Origin of the sequence: Algoriphagus sp. AK58, from assembly GCF_014324365.1 — a bacterium.
Classification (GTDB): Bacteria; Bacteroidota; Bacteroidia; order Cytophagales; family Cyclobacteriaceae; genus Algoriphagus.
The window spans coordinates 511,337-533,951 of the sequence record NZ_QEIG01000008.1; the positions used below are offsets into that span (position 1 = coordinate 511,337).

The 22,615-nt window shown below is 47.3% G+C and carries 16 protein-coding genes; 15 read left to right on the forward strand and 1 reads right to left on the reverse strand.

From position 1 onward, the window contains the following. Positions 1 to 21 precede the first annotated feature (21 nt). From sucD to DDT91_RS09110, 11 genes are all read left to right on the forward strand, one after another. Positions 22 to 903, forward strand: a complete 882-nt coding sequence (gene sucD, locus DDT91_RS09060) for a succinate--CoA ligase subunit alpha (RefSeq protein ID WP_187175850.1) — start codon at positions 22 to 24, stop codon at positions 901 to 903. A 114-nt stretch (positions 904 to 1,017) separates the two neighbouring features. Further along, on the forward strand, positions 1,018 to 2,472 hold the full coding sequence (locus tag DDT91_RS09065) for a DUF294 nucleotidyltransferase-like domain-containing protein (protein WP_187175851.1): 1,455 nt from the start codon (positions 1,018 to 1,020) through the stop codon (positions 2,470 to 2,472). A 242-nt stretch (positions 2,473 to 2,714) separates the two neighbouring features. Next, positions 2,715 to 5,042 (forward strand): PIG-L family deacetylase, encoded by a 2,328-nt coding sequence (locus DDT91_RS09070; protein ID WP_187175852.1) that lies wholly within the window; start codon positions 2,715 to 2,717, stop codon positions 5,040 to 5,042. 101 nt (positions 5,043 to 5,143) lie between these two features. Beyond that, positions 5,144 to 6,004, forward strand: a complete 861-nt coding sequence (locus tag DDT91_RS09075; RefSeq protein ID WP_187175853.1) for an ROK family protein — start codon at positions 5,144 to 5,146, stop codon at positions 6,002 to 6,004. Positions 6,005 to 6,480: 476 nt separating this feature from the next. Next, on the forward strand, positions 6,481 to 7,440 hold the full coding sequence (locus DDT91_RS09080; protein ID WP_187175854.1) for a carbon-nitrogen hydrolase family protein: 960 nt from the start codon (positions 6,481 to 6,483) through the stop codon (positions 7,438 to 7,440). Positions 7,441 to 7,689: 249 nt separating this feature from the next. After that, on the forward strand, positions 7,690 to 7,905 hold the full coding sequence (locus DDT91_RS09085; RefSeq protein WP_187175855.1) for a DUF2281 domain-containing protein: 216 nt from the start codon (positions 7,690 to 7,692) through the stop codon (positions 7,903 to 7,905). Next, on the forward strand, positions 7,905 to 8,291 hold the full coding sequence (locus tag DDT91_RS09090; RefSeq protein WP_187175856.1) for a type II toxin-antitoxin system VapC family toxin: 387 nt from the start codon (positions 7,905 to 7,907) through the stop codon (positions 8,289 to 8,291). The genes DDT91_RS09085 and DDT91_RS09090 overlap by 1 nt, the downstream gene beginning before the upstream one ends. A gap of 244 nt (positions 8,292 to 8,535) precedes the next feature. Next, on the forward strand, positions 8,536 to 11,745 hold the full coding sequence (locus DDT91_RS09095) for a DUF1553 domain-containing protein (RefSeq protein WP_187175857.1): 3,210 nt from the start codon (positions 8,536 to 8,538) through the stop codon (positions 11,743 to 11,745). A gap of 1 nt (position 11,746) precedes the next feature. Further along, positions 11,747 to 13,258 carry a DUF1501 domain-containing protein gene (locus DDT91_RS09100; protein ID WP_187175858.1) on the forward strand — a complete coding sequence of 504 codons (1,512 nt, stop codon included), beginning with the start codon at positions 11,747 to 11,749 and terminating at the stop codon, positions 13,256 to 13,258. A 4-nt stretch (positions 13,259 to 13,262) separates the two neighbouring features. Beyond that, positions 13,263 to 14,594, forward strand: coding sequence for a DUF2231 domain-containing protein (locus tag DDT91_RS09105; RefSeq protein ID WP_187175859.1), 1,332 nt, complete (start codon positions 13,263 to 13,265; stop codon positions 14,592 to 14,594). Between the two features lie 148 nt (positions 14,595 to 14,742). Next, the gene (locus DDT91_RS09110) at positions 14,743 to 15,456 is read left to right on the forward strand and encodes a hypothetical protein (protein WP_187175860.1); all 714 of its coding nucleotides are present in this window, start codon (positions 14,743 to 14,745) and stop codon (positions 15,454 to 15,456) included. Between the two features lie 279 nt (positions 15,457 to 15,735). On the opposite strand, the gene DDT91_RS09115 is transcribed toward DDT91_RS09110, so the two are convergent. Next, the gene (locus DDT91_RS09115) at positions 15,736 to 17,106 is read right to left on the reverse strand and encodes a Gfo/Idh/MocA family protein (protein ID WP_187175861.1); all 1,371 of its coding nucleotides are present in this window, start codon (positions 17,104 to 17,106) and stop codon (positions 15,736 to 15,738) included. A gap of 152 nt (positions 17,107 to 17,258) precedes the next feature. Here DDT91_RS09115 and DDT91_RS09120 point away from each other — a divergent pair, with 152 nt between their 5' ends. The 4 genes from DDT91_RS09120 (at position 17,259) to DDT91_RS09135 (ending at position 22,579) form a co-directional block, all read left to right on the forward strand. After that, entirely contained in the window at positions 17,259 to 18,116 is an 858-nt protein-coding gene (locus tag DDT91_RS09120; RefSeq protein WP_187175862.1) for a geranylgeranylglycerol-phosphate geranylgeranyltransferase, read from the forward strand. 168 nt (positions 18,117 to 18,284) lie between these two features. Next, positions 18,285 to 19,367, forward strand: a complete 1,083-nt coding sequence (gene proB, locus DDT91_RS09125) for a glutamate 5-kinase (RefSeq protein WP_187175863.1) — start codon at positions 18,285 to 18,287, stop codon at positions 19,365 to 19,367. Continuing rightward, entirely contained in the window at positions 19,360 to 20,601 is a 1,242-nt protein-coding gene (locus DDT91_RS09130) for a glutamate-5-semialdehyde dehydrogenase (protein ID WP_187175864.1), read from the forward strand. Before proB ends, DDT91_RS09130 begins: the two co-directional genes overlap by 8 nt. Before the next feature lie 76 nt (positions 20,602 to 20,677). After that, entirely contained in the window at positions 20,678 to 22,579 is a 1,902-nt protein-coding gene (locus DDT91_RS09135) for a DUF4153 domain-containing protein (protein WP_187175865.1), read from the forward strand. Positions 22,580 to 22,615 lie beyond the last annotated feature (36 nt).

Genomic DNA, 22,615 nt, shown 5'->3' on the forward strand with positions numbered 1-22,615 from the left:
CCAAACTTTAACAAGCGCATCATGAGTGTACTAGTCAATAAAAATTCTAAGGTAATCGTCCAGGGATTTACCGGTTCTGAAGGTTCGTTTCACGCACAGCAAATGATCGAGTACGGCACCAATGTGGTAGGAGGTGTGACTCCGGGCAAAGGTGGTTCCTCTCATTTGGAAAGACCCGTGTTTAATTCTGTGGAAGAGGCTGTTCAGAAGACTGGTGCAGATACTTCCATCATTTTTGTTCCACCGGCATTTGCGGCCGATGCAATCATGGAAGCAGCTGATGCTGGCATCAAAGTGATCATCGCTATCACTGAAGGTATTCCTGTAGCTGATATGATGAAAGCCAAACCTTACATCAAAGAAAGAGGCTGTGTTCTCATCGGACCAAACTGTCCTGGCGTGATTACTCCGGGAGAAGCAAAAGTAGGCATCATGCCTGGTTTCGTATTCAAGTCTGGAAGAATCGGAATCGTCTCCAAGTCTGGCACCTTGACTTACGAAGCTGCTGACCAAGTAGCTAAGGCTGGTTTGGGTGTATCTACTGCCATCGGTATCGGTGGTGACCCGATCATCGGTACTTCCACCAAGCAGGCTGTAGAAATGCTGATGAACGACCCCGAAACTGACGCCATTGTGATGATCGGTGAGATCGGAGGGAATTACGAAGCAGAAGCAGCCCGTTGGATTCGAGAAACCGGCAACAAAAAGCCGGTGGTAGGATTCATTGCTGGTCAGACAGCTCCTCCCGGCCGAAGAATGGGCCACGCCGGTGCTATCATCGGTGGAGCAGACGATACCGCAGCAGCCAAAATGAGAATCATGAGAGAAAACGGCATCCATGTCGTAGAATCTCCTGCTGAAATCGGTGCAACCATGGCCAAAGCTCTTGGAGTAACAGCATAAAAGAGAATTAGAGATATCTCAAATTTTATAGTGATTTGACCGCCTCGGATGAAAAATTTGAGGCGGTTTTCTTTTTTGCTGTATTTAGCCAAACTGCTTTTGTAACTTCCCAAAATGCAGACTCAGGATTCTTTTATTTCCGATCAGTTCTACTCCAAAAAAGTCCAGGATCTTTTGGTCCGGAGGATACGCCTCGCTTCACCCAATGCTACAGCACAGGATTGCGCCATGCAAATGGCTCAAGAGCAAGTCAGCTGCCTGTTTGTCGGAGAATCCAAAGAAAACATTCAAGGCTATTTAACCGATTTAATCCTGCGAGACAAAGTTTTAGCAAAGGGCTTACCCATAAATACCCCGGCATCTGAAATACTCGAACGCGATCTGATCAGTATTTCACCCGAAGCTACCCTCGTGGAAGCTTTGCTCCTGATGTTTCAGACCAAGGCAAGGTACCTGCTAGTCAAAACACCTCAGGGATTCCAGGGATGGATCAGCCGCACCAAAGTCCTGACCGAGCAAAGCCAAGGCCCCTTCCTATTTATTCAATCGGTCAAAGAAGCCCGGCACTTTTCGGAATTGGCAGAAAAATGGAATCGAATGCCTGAGCTTATCCACTTGCTTATCAGCCGGGGAATGAAAGCCCACTTTGTCAATCAAATCATCACCACCGTGGCAGACACGATCGTTCAGCGGGTGATTGAACGGGTAATTAAAGAAATTGGCCCCCCACCGGCCAAGTTCGTTTTTTTCGTGATGGGCAGTGAGGGCCGGGGAGAACTCACACTGAAGACAGACCAGGACAACGCCATCATCTACGAAGACAAAGCCAACGAGCATCGGGAAGAAGTCCGTGAGTACTTTCTGGATTTTGCGGCCCGAGTCTCCACTGCTTTGGACCAGATCGGTATTGACTTCTGCGAAGGTGAATTGATGGCCATGAATCCCAAGTGGACGCATTCACTTTCCCATTGGAAAAGAAACTACGACGAGTGGATCTCGGCAGCATCCCAGGAAAGCGCCATGAATTATTCCACCTTCTTTGACTGTAGGGCTATTTATGGTGAATTCTCTCTTTTGGAAGAATTGAAAAACCACATGGGCAATTTGCTCGAGAAAGCTCCCGAACGGTTTTTCATTAATCTTGGCCACAATGCTTTGCAATATGAGCCGCCCCTTACTTTTTTCCGAAGAATCAAAACCGAGGAAGTGGACGGTGAAAAACTGCTTAACCTCAAAAAAACCATGCGCCCTATCGTGGATCTAGCGAGAGTCTATGCGTTAAAGTTTAAAATCTTCGAGACAAATACCCTTCAAAGGATCGGACTGCTTCAGGGGAAAGGCGTTTTCACCCCAAAAGAAGTCCAGGAACTAACCCACGCTTTTGAGTATCTGATGAGTTTGAGACTGGAAAATCAGGCCTTATCCATTCTAGATCTGAAGCAAAAACCCAAAAATTACCTACAACTAAAAAATCTCACTAAAGTACAACAAGTCACCCTTCTGGAAATATTCAAAGTTATTGAAGAATTCCAGGCAAGAATCAGGATATCCTTCACGAGGTCCCTATAAATTTCAATTTTTAGAAATACTTTTTTAAATTTTTTATAAAAGTTGTTTTTTATTCAGTAAAGTTTTTTAATTTTGTAACAGTTATTAAATTCGAGAAATAGCGCAAGAATTCAGAATTTAGTACCGCGGGTATCGGATTTTCAATTGTTTATTTTGCCAATAAGCCATTGAACTCATTAAATACCCGGAAATCAGTTAATAAGAAATCCTAACCTCTTACATAACCTAAACTGTCTCACAGTATGCTCAGTAAGTATCCTCTCACCGATGTTGAAAAAGCTTTCCTGGCTGAATCCGGAGTTGAAAAAATCACGACCCTGATCCCTTACCTCACGGTGGACAACTTCCCAAAGCTCGGTTTGCTTACCGCATGCCGGTTTCTGGAATGGGTATCCGAAAACCCACAGGGAGTGATCAGTTTGCCAACCGGCAAAACTCCTGAGTTTTTCATCAAGTGGACGCAATATTTACTTGAAAACTGGGAGAGCAAAAAAGGCAAAGAAATCCGTGAAAAATACGGTTTGGGCAACACCAAAAAGCCTGTACTTAAAGACCTTACTTTTGTACAGATTGACGAATTCTACCCGATCTCTTCCAAGCAGCACAACAGTTTTTACGACTACGTCAACAAGTTCTATATCAACGGATTTGGCCTCTCCAAGGAAAACGCCATTCTGATCAATTCCGACGAAATCCCTTTGGCAGATGGAAAGCACTTCAGCGAAATATTTCCGGATTTGAAGGTCGACCTTTCCTTGAGATTTCGTGATCCCATCAATGACTTGGAGAAACTTCAGCAAAAATCCATCTACATGATCGATCAGTGGTGCGGTGACTACGAACAGCGCATCAGAGACAAAGGCGGAATCGGATTCTTTTTGGGAGGAATCGGACCTGACGGGCACATCGCTTTCAATACAAGAGGCTCTCATTTGTTTTCGGTCACCCGACTGACTGAAACCAACTTTGAAACTCAGGCAGTAGCAGCAGGTGACTTGGGAGGAATTGAAGTTTCTGCCAACCGACTGGTAATCACGATAGGTTTGGACACCATCGTGTATAACAAAGATGCTGTAGGAATCATCATCGCCGCAGGAGAAGCCAAAGCGGGTATCGTGAAAGATTCCCTGGAAACCCCAATGAACAATGTGTACCCGGCCACTGTCCTTCAAAAACTGAAAAATGGCCGCTTCTACCTGACCAAAGGCGCCGCAGTGAAGCTCACTGACTCCATGGATGCCTACTATCAGCAAGGAGAATGGACGTTTGAAAAAACCGAGCGTGCAGTAATTGAACTTTGCAAAAAACTCAACAAATACGGTCACCGACTCAAGATCGAAGACCTTAAGGCGGACAAATATTGTAAGCTGATCCCTGGGCTTTCAGAAGACACCGTGAATCAGGTGATGAAAAGCGTAGAGAGCAAGCTTGCCAAAGGATTGGAACAGGAAAAGAATGAGGTATTACTTCATACCGGCCCTCACCATGATGATATTTCCTTGGGCATTTTGCCTCATATCACCAATCAGCTTCACGATCCAAGCAACGAAGCCCACTTCTCTGTCCTGACTTCAGGATTTACCGCGGTGACCAACACCTTTGTGATTGAGACCCTACTTCACACCAAGAAGCTTCTCGATGAAGGCAAGATTCAAATGGTGAACTATGACGACTTTTTCCAGGTAGGTTACAGCCTTAAAACCGATAAGGACGTCTATCATTACCTCACCAATGTGGCCTCAGAAAATGGAGATGCACGCAGACGAGGACTTTCTCACAGGGTAGTGAGGGCATTAGTGATTATTTGGGAGATCAAAAACAAAACCCAACTCCGCGAAACAATCAACGATGTGATCAGCATCTTGAGAAATTCTTACGATGGGGAGAAAAACCCATCCAAAATCCAAAAACTCAAAGGAATGATCCGGGAGTTTGAGGAAGAATTGGTTTGGGCTCACTTTGGAGTGCAGGTGAAAAATGTGCATCACCTCAGATTGGGCTTTTACACCGGAGATATATTCACCGAGCAACCCGACAAAACCCGTGACGTGGAACCGATCGTGGAAATGTTTCGAAAAATCAAGCCTACTAAGATAAGTTTGACACTGGATCCGGAAGGATCCGGACCGGATACCCACTACAAGGTGCTTCAGGCTACTGCAGCCGCAGTAAAGAAATGGGGAGAAGAACATGACACAAGCAACCTTCGAATCATCGGCTATCGAAATGTTTGGTTCAAGTTTGAGCCGCATGAAGCCAATGTGATTGTACCGGTATCGCTCGGTGACATGTCGGTGATGGAAGACTCCTTCGCCAACTGCTACCTCAGCCAAGTGAATGCATCTTTCCCAAGCTACTCGCACAATGGCAAGTTCAGCACGGTAGCCAAGCGCACTTGGGTAGGTCAGCTAAACGACATACAGCTTTTGCTGGGCAAAAACTACTTCTACCTCCACGAGCGGGCGAAAGTAAGAGCCAGCCATGGCCTGATCTTCTTCCGAGACATGAGTGTGGCCGAGTTTTTGGCCACGGCAAGAGAACTAGAAAAATCCATCGAGGGGATGTTGTAATTCCCGGGATTTTTTCCCAAAAAGAAAAGAAAGCGGTCAAGAGTTCTTGACGGCTTTCTTCATTTAAAAAAATTGATCAACCTAACAATAAACCTGAGCGAATGGAAAAAGCCATTTTGGGATTGGATATCGGAGGAACCGGCATCAAAGGAGGGATCCTGATCAAAGGACACTTGGAAGATATTCGCAGCATTGCCACCCCTGCTTTGGAAAGTCAGGAGTTTATTTTGGAAACCATCGCTTCCTTTATCGAAAGCTATGCCCATTATGACTTTGTAGGAATCGGTATTGGCATCCCCGGTTTGGTAGACAGCCGAGAGGGAATTGTCATAGGTTTGGCCAATATCCCTTCGTTTCAGCATGTGGAGCTGAAAAAATTTCTGACCACTCGATTCGGAAAACCGGTATTTATCAACAATGACGCAAATTGCTTTGCTATAGGAGTTCATAAGTACGGAGTAGGAAAACCCTACAAAAATCTGGTTGGAATTACCTTGGGCACAGGTGTAGGAGGAGGCATTGTGATCAACGGGCATCTTTATTCCGGTGCCTATTCCGCCGCAGGAGAATGGTGCAGCGCATCTTACCTCGATCAAAACTATGAGTACTACTGCAGCGGTAAGTTTTTCCAAAACTTTTACCACAGTAAGCCTAAGGCGCTTGCCAAGCAAGCCCTGACAGGCGATCCTGTAGCTATCAAGGCTTTTGAGGAATTCGGCCACCACTTGGGGGAATTACTCAAAGTGATTTTGTATTCCTTGGCTCCTGAAGCCATCGTCTTGGGTGGATCTATTCGTAAAACCTACCCACTATTCAAAAAATCCATGAACGAGACTCTTCAAACTTTTGCCTATCCCAAGGTACTGGAGCAGTTGAAAATCCTCATTTCCGAATTGGACGAGACTGCCATCCATGGAGCGGTAGCCCTAGTGGATGTAGAGGAAGATATGGTGAGTGTCTAAAAAAATTAAAAGTTGGTTTAGTTAGTCAAAAAGGGCGGTTTCTGAGAGACCGCTTTTTTTATCCTTGTCAACCACAAAGTCGGGAAGGCATGAAGTTTTATTAAAAGGCAAAAAACTTGAAAGGTGTTTAGCTCATTAAATCTGCATGAATGCAGCTATTGATTGACAACCTACTCCAAGCTGTGCATTAGACCCTTCAAGAGAAATCACTTTTTTCACTTTGTGTCTTTGTGTCTTTGTGCCTTCGTAGCCAAAATCCAAATTCAATTCACCCATTAGAAGAATTACTTAATCTGATTATACGCTATTCTGCCAGTAGATGAATATTCCCCCGATTTTGGGCTGGAAGACCGATGACGGAAGACCGAAGAAATCAAAGAATTGGCATTTACCAGTTCATTTGACCTTCAAAGTAAGCTACTGGCAAAGTTCCGTATATTCATATTACTTAATTTGAATCCCCAATTCACTTAAAGATGTCCAACTCCACACTTCAAGTAGCCCTAGCCCAGATTGCCCCAGTTTGGCTTGACAAAGCGGCGACTTTGGAAAAAATTAAAGCCTCTATCCTTGAAGCTGCTCATGCCGGTTGCGAGCTCATCGTGTTTGGCGAAGGCCTACTTCCAGGCTATCCCTGGTGGCTGTCCATCACCCATGCCTCTGCCTGGGACAACAAAGTCCAAAAGGAAATCCATGCCCACTATGCCCTCAATGCCATACAGATCGAGAAGGGTGAACTGAAAGAGGTCCAAGAATTGGCGAGAATGCATCAAATCGCCGTCTACCTTGGTATCATTGAGCGGCCTGCAGATCGGGGAGGCCATAGTCTCTACTGCACCTTAGTTTATATCGATCCTCAGGGAGAAATCAGGTCCATTCATCGTAAGCTGCAACCCACTTATGATGAGCGCCTCACCTGGTCTCCCGGCGATGGACATGGACTTCAGGTTCACCCGCTTAAGGCATTTTCTTTAGGAGGGCTCAACTGCTGGGAAAACTGGATGCCACTCGCCCGAACAGCCCTCTATGGACAAGGAGAAAACCTCCACATTGCCGTGTGGCCCGGAGCCTTACGAAATACCGAAAACATCACCCGCATGATTGCTCAGGAATCCCGTTCCTATGTGATTTCGGTCTCCAGTCTGATGCGGAAAAGCGACTTTCCAGCAAACACTCCTCATTTGGATGTGATATTGGAAAATTGCCCCGAAGTACTCGCCGATGGCGGTAGCTGCATCGCAGGACCGGACGGAAAGTGGGTATTGGAACCAGTAGCCCACTCGGAAGGACTGCTGATCCAAACGCTGGACTTCAACCGGGTTTTGGAAGAGCGACAAAACTTTGACCCGGTTGGGCACTATTCTCGCCCAGATGTCCTGCAGCTTAGAATAAATCGAGAAAGACAAGGTTCGATTTTCTTTAGTGGGCAGTCATAGTAGGCAAATTTTCAATGCCTAAAAAACGTTTGGGAGTAAAACTTACTTCATATGAATTGAGGTGTTCCCCTACAGCAAAGAAAGTGTAAAAACACCTGTCAGATTTTTAAAACATGACAGGTCTAGTCTATTCTATTGACAAGAATACTTGAGAAAATTGAAAGATTCAAACCATACTTTTCGAGGATGTGTTTGAAAACCAAATAGAACCAATTCTAAAAATCACTATTTTCGTAAAAAAACTTCAGGATGACTTCACTTTCCTTATATACTAAATTAGAAACCCTTCCAACCGAGTTAAAGGAAGAGGCAAAAAAGTTCATTGAAAGTCTTTTGAAGAAAAACCAGAAGAACAGTGGAATTGAGCCGAAAAAACCATCACCAAAATTCGGAGGCTTAAAAGGTAAAATTCATTTGTCTGCAGATTTTGACGAACCTCTGGACGACTTCCAAGAATACATGTAATGAACTATTTATTAGATACTCATACTTTTTTATGGTTTCTCGAAGGCAGTCCCAATCTTTCAATCTCTGCAAAAACTGCAATAGAACACCCTCAAAGTTCCAACTTTATCAGTATAGTATCAATTTGGGAAATCACAATAAAAATCAGCCTAGGAAAACTCAAACTTGATATCCCGCTGGAAGATCTTAAATCTGAAATATTGAAAAATGGTTTCGAGATTCTTGCCTTAGATTTTGAGCATCTTCTGGAACTATCAAGACTTGCTGAATTTCACCGAGACCCTTTTGATCGAATACTAATCTCACAAGCGATAGCAGAGAAACTCACCCTAATTTCAAGAGACGCAAATTTTCGGTTTTACGATAATCTTCAGCTTGTGTGGTAGGATGAAGTAACTCATCATTTGCATGGGTATTTAAAAAGCTAAACATGGCATTCATATTTGAATAGTGTCATATTTCCCCCAATCCACACTTTTTATCAACAATCCTTACTTCAAACACTGATTTATAACGCTTCAAAAGTTTGGATTATTTCGCTTATTTCTAAGATTTTTGACTATCGGACCCCATACCCCATGTCGGTAAATACCTGATTTTTCCTTAGTTTTTAGGGTGTTTGTATTTCCGATGAATCTGAGATTTCTACCTGTCCTTTTCGTGCTTTTTTCTCTTGCTGCATGCAGTCCCGAGCTACCCGAGGACGTTCAAGCGGCTTACGAAGAACTCCCCGAAGCCCTAGATTTCAATATCCACGTCAAACCCATCATTTCAGACAAATGCTTCGCTTGTCACGGGCCTGACCTTGCTGCGCAAAAAGCAGGTTTGAGCCTTCATACCGCTGAGTTTGCCTTTGCCTCGCTCAAAGATTCCCCTGGAAAAGTAGCCATCAAACCCGGAAGCCTACGCAATAGCGAGGTGTTTCACCGGATTATTTCTGATGACCCGGAGTACCAAATGCCCTCCAAAGAATCTAACCTTACCCTCAGCCCAAGAGAAAAAGCCATTTTGATCAAATGGATCGAAGACGGGGCCGAGTACAAAAAACATTGGGCCTTTATCACGCCCGAAAAACCCGAGCCGCCAAAAGTCAAAGACAAAACCTGGCCCAAAAACCCCATCGACCAGTTTGTGCTGAGCAAACTGGAATCAGAAGGCATCTCTCCCTCACCCGAAGCTGACAAAGAAACGCTGCTCCGAAGACTAAGCCTCGACCTCATCGGATTGCCTCCTAGTGAAGCAGAAATGGATGCTTTTCTGGCCGACCAGTCTCCAAATGCCTATGAAAAACAGGTGGACCGGCTGCTCAACTCGGTGCACTATGGAGAAAAAATGGCGCTCCACTGGATGGATGTGGCCCGCTATGCCGATACGCACGGCTACACAGTAGATCGGTACCGAGATGCCTCTCCCTACCGGGATTGGGTGATTCGGGCATTCAACAAGAATCTTCCCTACGACCAGTTTATCCGAGATCAGCTCGCCGGAGACTTACTTCCCAATCCTACAAAGGACCAACTGATCGCCACAGCTTTCAACCGTATCCATCCTCAAAATATGGAGGGAGGCATCGTGGAGGAAGAATTTCGGGTGGAGTATGTGGTGGATCGTACGAGCACGATGGGACAGGCCTTTATGGCCCTCACGCTCGGATGCGCACGTTGCCACGACCACAAGTACGACCCGATTTCCCAGAAAAACTTCTTTGAACTCAGCAGCTTTTTCAACCAAGTCGACGAGGCCGGGCAGATCTCTTGGGACGATGCCACGCCTGCCCCGACCATGCTGCTTACAGATGAGAAAAAGGACCAACTCCTTTCTTTTCTGTTAGGGGAAAAAGAAAAACAGGAAGCCCAGCTTGCACAAACAGCCAAGGCCGAAGAGGCAGCTTTTCAGGCTTGGATGACAGGAAAAGGGTATCAAAAAGACGCGAATCTAGAATTTCCTGCAAGCCGGGTGGCCTTTTTCCATTTTGACCAAAGCTCCATCCAAAACGCCCTCAAACCCGCTCAAAAAGGCAGCATGGAAAGCAGCGAGGTCAGAAATCAGACGCCAAGCTATGTGGATGGGAGAAGAGGAAAAGGCATCCGACTCAACGGAGACGCCTGGCTCAATCTGGGCGAGGTGGGGATATTCTCCAGAAGTGAACCCTTCTCAGTCAGCACATGGATTACTATCCCTAAAAACCTCACGGATGGTGTCATTTTTCATAAAGGTTCCGGTGCAGTGCTTTACAACTGGCGGGGCTATCACCTCAGCTTGAAAAACAACCGCCTCGAGCTCTTAATGGCCCATACCGCGCCCTACAATGCCATCACTAAACTCACCGAACAGGACATCCCCCGAGATCAGTGGATCAACTTGACCTTGACGTATGACGGTTCGTCCAAGGCCAAGGGACTGAAAATTTTCCTCAATGGAAAAGAACTATCCACTGTCACCACCCACGACAATCTCTACAAAGACATCCTCTTCAAAGGCGGGCAACCCGGACTTCAAGTAGGTGCCGTGTGGCGGGGAAAAGGCCTCAAAGAAGCCGTGGTGGATGAGGTCAGCGTCTACAATCAGGAACTTTCTGCCTTGGAGATTTTACAGATTTTCAACCATGAGGATTACAAAGTCCTCCTTTCCCGAAGTCCCGAGCAACTTACCTCAGAGCAAAGGGCTTCTCTGAAAAAACTCTACCTGAACGCCCACTCCAAGGCCTATCAAGAGACGATGAACGCAGTGATCGCCAAGCGAAAAGCCTATTCCGACTCTGTGGAAGTGATCCCTGAACTAATGATCATGAAAGATCGGGCGCAACCCAGACCTACCTATATTCTCACCAGGGGTGAATACAGTCAGCATGGGGAGGAAGTATTTCCCAATACGCCGGAAAGCGTGCTTCCCATGCCGGACAACCTGCCCAAAAACCGCCTAGGCTTGGCCGAATGGCTGATAGACAAAAGGCACCCACTGACCGCACGCGTCACGGTCAACCGCTTCTGGCAAAGCTATTTTGGAAAAGGACTGGTGGCTACCTCGGAGGATTTTGGCAATCAGGGTCAGCTGCCCTCTCATCCCGAGCTGTTGGATTGGCTCGCCGTAGAGTTTCAGGACTTGGGTTGGGATGTCAAAGCCATGCAACGCCTGATCGTTACCTCGGCTACCTATCGGCAAGCTTCCAAAAAACGCCCCGATTTGCAGGAAAAAGACCCAGAAAACATCCTCCTGGCCCGTGGTCCCTCGGTCAGATTACCCGCCGAATTGATCCGGGATCAAGCGCTGGCTGCTTCCGGTTTGCTGAATCGGGAAGTGGGAGGAAAAAGCGTTTTCCCTTATCAGCCGGAGGGACTTTGGAAAGTCAACGGAGCTCACTACCCCCAAGACACAGGCAAAAATCTCTACCGCCGAAGCCTCTACACCGTATGGAAGCGATCGGTGCACCACCCCACGATGGCAATCTTTGATGCGCCGGACCACAGCGTATCGGTGAGCAAGCGACAGGAAACCAACACGCCTTTACAGGCTTTGGCTTTGCTCAATGATCCCACCTTTGTAGAAGCCTCCAAAGTACTTGGAGAGCAGATGTCTCGTTCATCCGATCCTCGTCAGGGAGTCGTCATGGCCTTCCGAAAACTCACCGGGAGAAAACCCATCGAAAAAGAACTCCAACTCCTACTGGACTTGAGAGAAAAGGAGCATCAAAAATTCAAAACCGATCCTGCCAAACTTAAGGGTTGGCTGACGACCGGGGAATACCGGATTTCCTCCACCCTCGACCCCAGTTTGGTAGCCGCCAACGCAGTCACCGCCAGTGCCATTCTCAATTCGGACGCATTTCTAACCAAACGCTAACATGAGCCATCACCACCACGACGCCCCACTTCGCTCGACCAATGCAGACCTGCAGGAGATCGAGAAAAAAATGGACCGAAGGAGATTCCTGACCCGAACTTCCTTGGGCATCGGTTCTTTGGCTTTGGGTTCACTCATGGGCATGGAAAAGATCTTCGCCGGAAGCACCCCTGCCGCACCACCTTCTTTGGAATCCCTTCCTGCCAATTTGGGATTACCTCATTTCATGCCCAAAGCCAAGCGGATCATCTACCTCTTCCAAAGCGGTGGACCTTCCCAATTGGATCTGTATGACTACAAGCCCAAACTCGTCGATCTTCACGGGCAAGAGCTCCCTGACTCGGTTCGGGATGGACAGCGACTCACCGGCATGAGCGCCGATCAGAGTTCTTTTCCCATGGCCGCCTCCGCTTTCAAATTCCAGCAATACGGACAAAGCCGCGCTTGGGTCTCCGAACTCATGCCCAAAACCGCCGAAATCGTGGATGAACTCTGTTTCATCAAAAGCATGCAAACCGCACAGATCAACCATGATCCTGCGATTACTTTTTTCCAAACAGGACACCAACTCCCCGGCCGGCCCTCCATGGGTGCATGGCTGAGCTACGGACTGGGTTCGGACAATCAAAACCTTCCGGCTTTCATTGTCTTGGTTTCCAAAAATGCCGTGCAGGATCAGCCGCTTTATGCACGACTTTGGGGAAATGGCTTTCTCCCTTCCCAATACCAAGGCATCCAATTCCGCTCCGGAAAAGACCCCGTCCTCTACCTCGGCAATCCCGAAAACTATGACGGAAAGGACCGTCGGGAAATGCTCGATTACCTCAAGTCACTCAATGAAGTGCAACACGACACCTACGGAGATCCGGAAATCACCGCCCGCATCGCACAGTACGAGATGGCTTTCCGCATGCAAACTTCCGTGCCCGAGGTGACCGACATGAGCTCCGAACCCGACTGGGTCTACGAACTCTACGGGGAGGAAAGCCGGGACCCGGGCACCTATGCCGCCAACTGCCTCCTCGCCCGAAAACTCATCGAAAAAGACGTCAAGTTTGTGCAGCTCTACCATCAGGGCTGGGATCAGCACGGCAACTTGCCCGGCGGCATCCGCAACCAATGTCAAAAAACCGATCAGGCCACCGCGGCCTTGATCAAAGACCTCAAGCAGCGCGGCTTGTTGGAAGATACACTTGTGGTCTGGGGAGGAGAATTTGGAAGGACGGTGTACAGTCAGGGCACGCTCACGGCGGATAATTATGGGAGAGACCATCATCCCCGATCCTTCACCAAGTGGATGTGCGGGGCCGGAGTCAAGCCCGGAATGGTCTATGGGGAGACAGACGATTTTGGCTACAATGTGGTCAAAGACCCGGTGTCTGTTCACGACTTGCAGGCTACCATCCTGCACCTGTTTGGCATCGATCACGAGCGTCTCACCTTCAAGCATCAGGGACGCAGGTTTAGGCTGACTGATGTGGAAGGCCATGTGGTAAACAAGATTTTGACCTGAGGCGATGGCAGATTGGTTCACGTTTATCGGACGATTTCATCCCCTGTGGGTGCACCTGCCGATTGGTTTTTTGGTGCTTGCCGTGCTGCTGAAGATCTATGGGGATTGGAGGAAAAGCGATTCCTTTCGGGAGGCCGTTTCCTTTTCCCTGCTTTTGGGTACCGGAAGCGCAGCGATAGCCGCCTCCTTGGGCTATTTGCTCTCCCAATCGGGAGGCTACGAAGGCAACCTGCTGGATATTCACCAAATTGGTGGTTGGGTGACGGTACTGCTATCCGGTCTGGCTTGGGGAATGAGCAGGGCCAACCGTGCGTTTTCGACAGCAATTCAGTACAGCGTCTATGGACTCCTGCTCGTGGCACTTTCTGTGACAGGCCATTATGGAGGCAGTCTCACCCATGGTGCCGATTACCTGACGGCTTATGCGCCTTTTGGAGAAAAAAAGGAATCCGAAGCCCGAATTCTAAACTCCCTCGAGGAAGCCATCCTTTACACTGACGTGGTGCAGCCCATCCTGAAAAACAAGTGCGGCAGTTGCCACCGTCCTGGAAAAGCCAAAGGCGAGCTCCTACTCGATAGCTATGAATCTCTGACGAAAGGGGGAGAAAACGGTCCTGTCATCCTTGCCGGAGATGCAACGAAAAGCGAACTCATCCGGCGGGTTACCTTGCCGGAAAGCCACAAAGAATTTATGCCTGCTGAAGGTAAAGAACCCCTAAGCCCCGAGGAAGTAGAATGGATCTCCTGGTGGGTCGAACAAGGCAATGCCGACCCCAATCTCCTGCTTACCCAAAGCGCTCCCGAACTGATCGCCTGGGCCGAACCCCGACTGTCCATCCGCCAAGCGGGCACCTCAACCACCGCTGCACTAGACACCGCTCAAATTGGAAATTTGAAAAGAATGGGCTTCCGGGTGCGGGTGCTTTCCCGAGAGACTGGCGCCTTGGACGTGGTGCTTCCTGAGGAGGTGGCAAAAGGAAATGCGAGTGAATTTTTGAAAGCCTTGGCACCGATCAAGGACCAAATCCACTGGCTGAGTCTTGCCCAAACAGGTCTTCAGGACTCCGACTTAACTCGAGTGGCTGAGTTTACCAACCTGCGTCGCCTGCGGATCGAGAATAATCCCATCACCAATCAAGGATTGGCTTCCATTTCCCCACTCACCAAACTGGAAGTCCTCAACCTCAACGGCACCCAAATCACCGCCCAAGGCCTCTCCCAACTAGCCCCCCTGAAAAATCTCAAATCCCTCTACCTCTGGAATACCGGCATCCCATCAGAAGATCCTTCCTTGAGTCAGTGGGGGTCGGGAGTAGTGAAGGTGGTGGGGGATTAAATCAATCGACAACCATCAAAGGAATTAGAACTTGGCTTAATCCAAACTCCTGCTTTTTTCATTATTTGATAAATGCCAAGCTAATTTCACTCAGTCTTTGCAACCCATCCCCTGACCTTTGCATCTCATAGAATGTAAAAAAACTTCTATGAATCTCGGATTACAAACTGACAGACAGGTCATCCAAAACTTGGTAATTTACCTTTCCTTTCTACTGATCGCATGGATCGGAAGCCTGTATGGTAACGCTATCTCGGGAGATCATGCTTTTTTGAGAGTCTGGCAGGTAGACAACATTTTAATCCTTTTGCTAGGTCTCCCTTTCTTGTGGTTGCAAAGCAAGTTTGGTCTTCCTAACTTTTTTGAATCCGGAATCTCCAATAAAAATCGGTTCCTGATTCCAGCTTTGATTGGGATGGTGTTTGGGATATTGGATATTCTGGTGATCAAAGTGCTACTTCATCCCCAACCTTACACCGAGTTACCACCCTTTTTGCAGCCTTTTCCCTATTCCTTGTTTTTATTTTTCTCCGGTGCCTTGGAGATCGAGGTATTCTATCGGTTGATTCCGCTGACTGTCTTTCTGGCGATTGGGACCTGGTATCAAAAAGGAAAATACCTCAATACCCTATTCTGGATCGGTGCAATTCTCACTTCCCTCAGAGAACCCTTGGAGCAACTTCCCAATGGGAGCTATCTTTTGATTTTCTATTCCTTAGGAACAGGATTCTTGATGAACTTGCTTCAGGCGATCTATTTCAAAAATTCCGGTTTCTTGGCTTCCATGTCGGTAAGGTTGGGACACTACCTTTTTTGGCACATCCTTTTAGGGATCTATGTGGAGTTGGTGGAATTGGGGTAGGAGGAAGGGATTGGTATCAGCTTCAATTGGGGATGCTAATTATTTTCTTTCCGGCTTTTCTCTGTAAAAATGGAAGTTCCTCTAGCAACCTTAAGAAGGGGGAATTGCCTGAATTTTAACCTCACTAATTCTCCTCTCTTCGTTCTCTGCGCCCCTGACTGCCGTCAGGCAGGTCCGCGGTTAAACCAAAAAAAATCCCGCGAAGCCACTGCCCCGCGGGATCAATCCGAAATCCGAAATCAAATATCCGAAACTTGTACTGAGCTTGTCGAAGTATCATTAAGCTCCTCTTCCACTAGCCGCCAACGGAATATCCGTAAGATCCTGAATCTTGATCGGCTTGCCTTGTTCGATGGAGTGTCGGGCAGCAATACCCACCAGACAGGACATAGCTCCATCTCGGCTACCGGCTGACTGTCTCCATGGATCGGGCTTGTTGGGATCGAGGAAAAGCTTGTCCTTCAGTCGCGTATCACCGCCACCGTGTCCCCCGCCGCCCTGAGGCACAGTGATAATGTGGCGCTGACCGAAATTTTTAACCAAGACCAGTTCGTCTTCATTCTTTTCATCCCAAGGCTGACTTTCCTTGATCCACGCTTCCAAACGGCCTTTGGTGCCATTAAAGGCGATGCGATAGCCTTCGTAGGGTGAGTAGGTGGTGAGGGAATAGCTTACTTGTACGTTGTTTTTATACTTGATCTGCACGGCCATCTTATCATAGATGTCGATCTCTTCTCTGAACACACAGCCATCTCGATGATAACCATCGTATTGTTCATTTTCCACATAAAGCTTGGTTAGGTGTTCATTTCTGGTGATGTCCCAGTGGAAATCGCACTTGGAAGCGTGAGGACAGCCACGGCAGGTTTTGGAGCGGAAGGGGCCATTTTTGCCATAAAACTCCAAGGAACCATAGGCAAACACCTCCTCCGGATCGGAGTCCAGCCACCAGTTGAGTAGGTCAAAATGGTGCGTGGACTTGTGTACGAGAAGCGTACCTCCAAATTCCTTTCTTCCATGCCATCTACGGAAATAGTCTGCCCCGTGCGAGGTATCCAAATACCAGTGAAAATCCACCGAAGTGATGGTTCCGATTTCCCCGGCCCGGAGCAATTCATAGAGTTTCTGACGGTGGGGAGAATAGCGGTAGTTGAAGGTGACAATGAGTTTTTTACCTGACTTCCGCTCCGCATCGAGGATAGCTTTGACTTTGACTTCGTCAGTGGTCATGGGCTTTTCGGAGATCACATTCATGCCTGCGAGTAGGCCTTTGACAATAAACTCATGGTGCGTACTGTCCATGGTGGTCACGATCAGCACATCCGGCTTAGCATCTTTGAGCATTTGATCGGCACTGAGAAACAAGGGACAGTCGACGCCCATAAAGGTCTTGCCGTACTTCATTCGACCTTCGTTTTTATCCGACAGGCCGACAAACTCCACCTGATCTTTGTAGGCTCGGATCACATCACGGCCCCACATGGCAAGCCCTCTCACACCGGTGCCCACCATGGCAAGCTTCATCTTCTGACCAGGTTTGTCAAAGATGGATAGCGCTTGGGCCACGGGATGTAAAAAAAGTGAACCGGCGAGAGCACTGCCTGAAATGGCAATGAAATCTCTGCGGGATTGTTTTTCTGTTGTATTCATGGGTTAACGGGTTTTCTTTCTCAGATTTTGAAGATAGGAAATAGGGAAAAGGCATGCTTCAAAAGTTACGCAAACGATTTTCCTGTTTAGTTCAAGGCGAATGTCCTTTTCCCTGAGACTTTTCCTTTATTTTAGCGACAGAAGGCATTATCATGGAGCGAACGCTATCGGTCAGGGGACTTTTTAGAATCAGCAGACCCATCAATCTGTTGATGGTTGCATTTGCACAGTTGATGACAGCGCATTTTCTGATTGAGACGACGGCTGAGGGATTGCCCGTACTCCAGGACTTTCGCCTATATCTACTCGCCCTGACCACGGTCATCATTACCGCTGCCGGCTACATGATCAATGACTATTACGATGTGAAAATCGACTATATCAACCGCCCCCATGAAGTCGTGGTGGGAAAGGGAATCAAACGGCGAGTAGTTATTTTTCTTCATACTCTCTTCAATTTTACAGCAATCGGCTTGGGCTACTTGATCTCTCCCCGCATTGCGCTGATCAATTTTTTGGCTGCTTTTCTCCTATGGATCTACAGCAATCAGCTCAAGCGGGAACCCTTTATCGGTAATCTCACGGTAGCCTTTTTGACGGGATTCTCCGTGTATTTGGTGGCTTTTTATTATCAGAAAAATGAATTGCTGGTCTTGACCTATGCCATTTTTGCCTTTTTCCTCAATCTAATCCGGGAGATCATCAAAGACATCGAAGACCGACATGGAGATCGACTCCACGGGTGTCGCACCCTGCCCATTGTGATCGGATTCCGCAAAACCAAACAAGTGATTTTTGTGGTGGCTATTTGCTTTGTCGGAGCGATTTTGACGGTGACTTTCCAGATCGACAACCCCCATTTGTTCTACTACTTTGGTGCTTTGGGTTTCGTGTTCGTCTGGTTTATGTGGAAAGTTTATCAAGCAGACCGTCGGGAACACTTCACCCGACTCAGTGCTTGGGCCAAGGTGATGATGCTCGTGGGTACGATGAGTATGGCTTTTTTGTGAATTACGATTTACGATTTACGACATATCGAGGAACTCCAATCCCCTATTTCAGCGCGAAGCGCTTTATTTCTATTGTATTTCAATCATATTTCCATTTTTCATCTCAAAAACCAACTTTTTTAGCAATTCCTCATCCAATCACTTATTTTCATGCAAATTTTCTAACAAATGTTTGATTCCAAAGTAGCGGTGATCAAAATCGGATCCAATGTCCTGACGCAGTCCAACGGTCTTCCTGACTTGGAGCGAATGGGGCATTTGGTCACTCAGATCCAAGGATTGATCGCTCAGGGCAAAAAAATCGTACTGGTAAGTTCGGGGGCGGTAGCCTTTGGCAGACAATCTATCGCCTTACCTGAAAAGCTCAACCCCGTCTTCAAAAAGCAAATTTGGGCCTCGACCGGACAGATCAAGCTGATCAACCAATACCAGGAATTGTTTGGCAAACTGAATCAACCTATTGCGCAGATTTTGGTGACCAAGGAGGACTTCCGCGACCGGAAGCACTTTCTCAACATGAAAAATTGCGTCGAAGCACTGCTCCAGCAGGGAATCTTACCCATCATTAATGAAAACGATACGGTGACAATCACCGAACTTATGTTCACCGACAATGATGAGCTGGCCAGCCTCACCGCAGCCATGATCAATGCGGATACGATGATTCTCCTGACCAATGTGGATGGGATATTCACCGGGAATCCTTCAGAACCGGGATCTCAACTGATCGAAAAAGTCGCCTCTTCCATGCATGAGGTCAGCAGTTATATTTCTGCCACTAAGTCTTCCTTTGGGCGGGGCGGAATGCTGACCAAGTATGCGATGGCTAAAAAATCAGCCGATTTGGGTATCCAAGTCATCATCGCCAACGGAAAAAAAGACGGGGTACTTAGCGCCTTTGCAGCTAAATCACTTCGTTGCACCTGGTTTGAACCCCAAAAAGTAAAACACGCCACCAAAAAATGGCTGGCACACGGGGCTCAATACTACAAAGCCGAGATCACCATCAATGAAGGCGCAAAAGCCTCCCTGACTTCCTCTGTCATCCGAAGCCTTTTACCAATCGGAATCACAAAAATCGAAGGAGAATTTTCCAAAGGCGACATCCTCCTCATCCGGGATGAAAAAGATGAAAAAATCGGCTTAGGCCGTGCCGAATACGCTTCCAAATTGGCCCTCGAACGGCTTGGCCAAAAAAACCAAAAAGCCCTGATCCATTACGATTACCTCTACCTTTTCGACCATGACTGAGTTAGAATCCATCTTCAGGGAAGTTCAGCAAAGCAGCCGCAGACTCAATCGAGTAATTGAAGAAACGGTGCAAGCCGTCCTGAGCGACTTGGCCGAGTTGGCGGTGGAAAAAGTAGATTTCCTGCTTGCAGCCAACCGTCAGGATTTGGAACGAATGGATCCACAAAACCCCATGTACGACCGGCTTTTGCTTAATGAAAGCCGGATCAAGTCCATTGCCAATGAGATGCTCCAAGTCAAACATCTACCAACTCCTTTGGGAATTTTGCTTGAAAAACGAACGCTAGAAAACGGGCTTGAGCTTAGTAAAGTGACCGTGCCACTGGGCGTGATCGGAATCATCTACGAGGCGAGGCCCAACGTGACTTTTGATGTCTTTGCACTCGCACTCAAATCGGGAAATGGACTGGTGCTGAAGGGTGGTTCGGATGCTGACTTTTCCAATCGGGCTATCTTAAGTCTGATCCATCAGATCCTGGAAAAGCATGGGGTTCCAAGCGGAGCATTTCAACTTTTGCCTCCTGACCGGGCGGCGACCAAAGCACTCTTGGAAGCGGTCGGATTTGTGGACGTGATTATCCCAAGAGGGTCTCAGGGCTTGATCAATTTTGTGAGACAAAATGCCAAAGTGCCTGTAATCGAAACCGGGGCAGGAATTGTGCACACCTATTTGGACGAGACAGCTGACTTGGAAAAGGCAAAAGCCATCCTTCACAATGCCAAGACCCGTAGGCCCAGTGTGTGCAATACTTTGGATTGTCTGATCATACATCAAAGCCGATTGGATGACTTAACGGAACTTATCCAACCAATGCTGAAAAGCGGAGTAGAGATTTTTGCGGATGAAAAAGCTTTTGCTAAACTTCCTTCAAGTCATCAAATCCACGTGGCCCAATCGGAGCATTTCGGCACCGAATTTCTCAGCCTCAAGCTTTCAATCAAGACCGTCCAAAACCTGGACGAAGCCTTGGATCATATCGTCATGTATTCCTCCAAGCACTCGGAAGCGATTCTATCTGAAAATCCCGAAGCGATCGAACGCTTTCTCAATGAGGTCGATGCCGCCGCGGTCTACGCCAATGCCTCCACAGGATTTACCGACGGCAATCAGTTTGGACTCGGGGCGGAGATTGGCATCAGCACCCAAAAACTCCACGCTCGAGGCCCAATGGCCCTCCGAGAACTCACAAGCTACAAGTGGATCGTGAGGGGAAATGGGCAGGTGAGAAACTAATTTTTCAAAAAACGGAAATCAGGAGACTTCGTAATCCTATGAAAATTGCAGTAATTTTCTGCAAACCCACTCGGCAATGCAATTTCCCTCCCTTGATCGCCTAAAAGAAGAAAGCCTAAAAGCTGCTCTTCGATTTCCGTTCAGTCTGCTCAGTTCTATCTTAGCCACGCTATTATCGGTTTACCTGATCGAAATAGACACATTTGAGGACAACCTGCCTTTGCTTCACTTGCTACTTACGCTGGCATTGGGGATTCCTCTTTTTTTTACCCTTGAAATTTTCACCGAGAAAATCAAACTCGGTTTCGGCAAAAAGATCCTCTTCTGGGGATTGGGTATATTGGCGCTGGTACTGATTTACCTGAGTTTTCCGGCGGATAATTTTCCCGGAAATACGCGCGCCCCCTACATCCGATACCTTGTTTACAATCTCGCCCTTCACCTGACGGTGTCTTTTGTGCCTTTTTTGGAAAAGGGAAAACTGGAAGGCTTCTGGAATTACAACAAGACCTTGTTTATCCGAATCGTAATGGCCGTGTTCTTTTCACAGGTCATCGGCACAGGTATCACGCTGGCATTTGGAGCTTTGGATCTTCTTTTTGATGTCAAAACGAGTCCCAAAACCTACTCTGAAATATTCGTCTTGACTTATGGAATTTTCAACACTTGGTATTTTTTGGCAGGTATTCCAAAGGATTTTGACAAAGAATCATCCACTGGCACTTATCCCAAGGGGTTGAAAATCTTTACCCAGTTTATCCTGATTCCACTTTTACTGCTCTACTTGGCTATTTTATTTGCCTACGGCGCCAAAATCATATTCACTTGGGATTGGCCTCGTGGCATCGTCACTTATTTGATTGTCGCCATTTCTGTCTTGGGGATTTTCACGAATCTGCTTCTTTTTCCCTATCAAAAAGAAAAGGAGGGGGGATGGATCAAAGGCTTTTACAAAGCCTTTTACTACCTGCTGATTCCACTCACTGCACTCTTGTTTATTGCCATCTGGATTCGGATTGAGGACTATGGACTCACCGTCAACCGCTACATCATCGTATTGATGGGGATTTGGTTGGGGTTGATTTCTCTCTACTTTATCCTTGGGTTTAAAAGCATCAAAACTGTCCCGATCTCTCTTGCCGTGGCCATGATATTAGCTTCTTTCGGGCCTTGGGGCATGTTTTCCTGGAGCGAAAGAAACCAAGTTCAACGCTTGGAAAACATCCTGACCGAATCAGGAATCATCGAAAATGGCAGAATCAAAAATGAGGTTTCCTGGGAAAAATCCTCCGACTCCACTCTCATCGCCTCATCCAAACGGGAGCTGAACACCCTGCCAAAAGATCAACTGAATGAGGTCAATTCGATCATACACTACTTGGAAAGCTATCATGGCATGGAAGCTCTTTTCCCTTGGATCGCGCCAGAAACGGCCGACTTCTTTGAATCAAACCAAATCATCGAGCCAAGCCCTGCACAGCTGATGGCTGAAACACTGGGCATCAAGTACCTTTTGCCCTACAACACCTACGATGATGGAGAATCCGCATCCAACGAGTACACCGAATTCTCTTCCATCCCCTCAGAATCCCTTGAGATCAGGGGCTACGATTACCTGATTCGATTTGTGATCTATCCTAGCTATGAGCGAGGCGAGGTAGAAGAGCTACGTACCGGGCCGAATTATTCCTTTACTAAGCCAATCGCTATTGACGAGAACCTGACATTGACCTGGCAAGGGCACGAAATCAACCTTCAATCAGCGGCATTGATCCAATCTCTCTCCCAAAAACACGGAGGAGGACTCCATCCTTCACTCCCTCAGGAATCCTTGACTCAGCTGGTGAAGGAGGACAGTTTGGAGATCAAAGTGGTCTACAGAAAGATCGGATTCAATAAAGTGAAAGATCAGAAAGCACGCTATGACCGACTGAGTGGACTGGTGTTGATCAAAAAAATCGACCCTTCTGTGCCCTAACTCACCAAAGGCAGCCAAGTGATTCCTTTAGCTTTG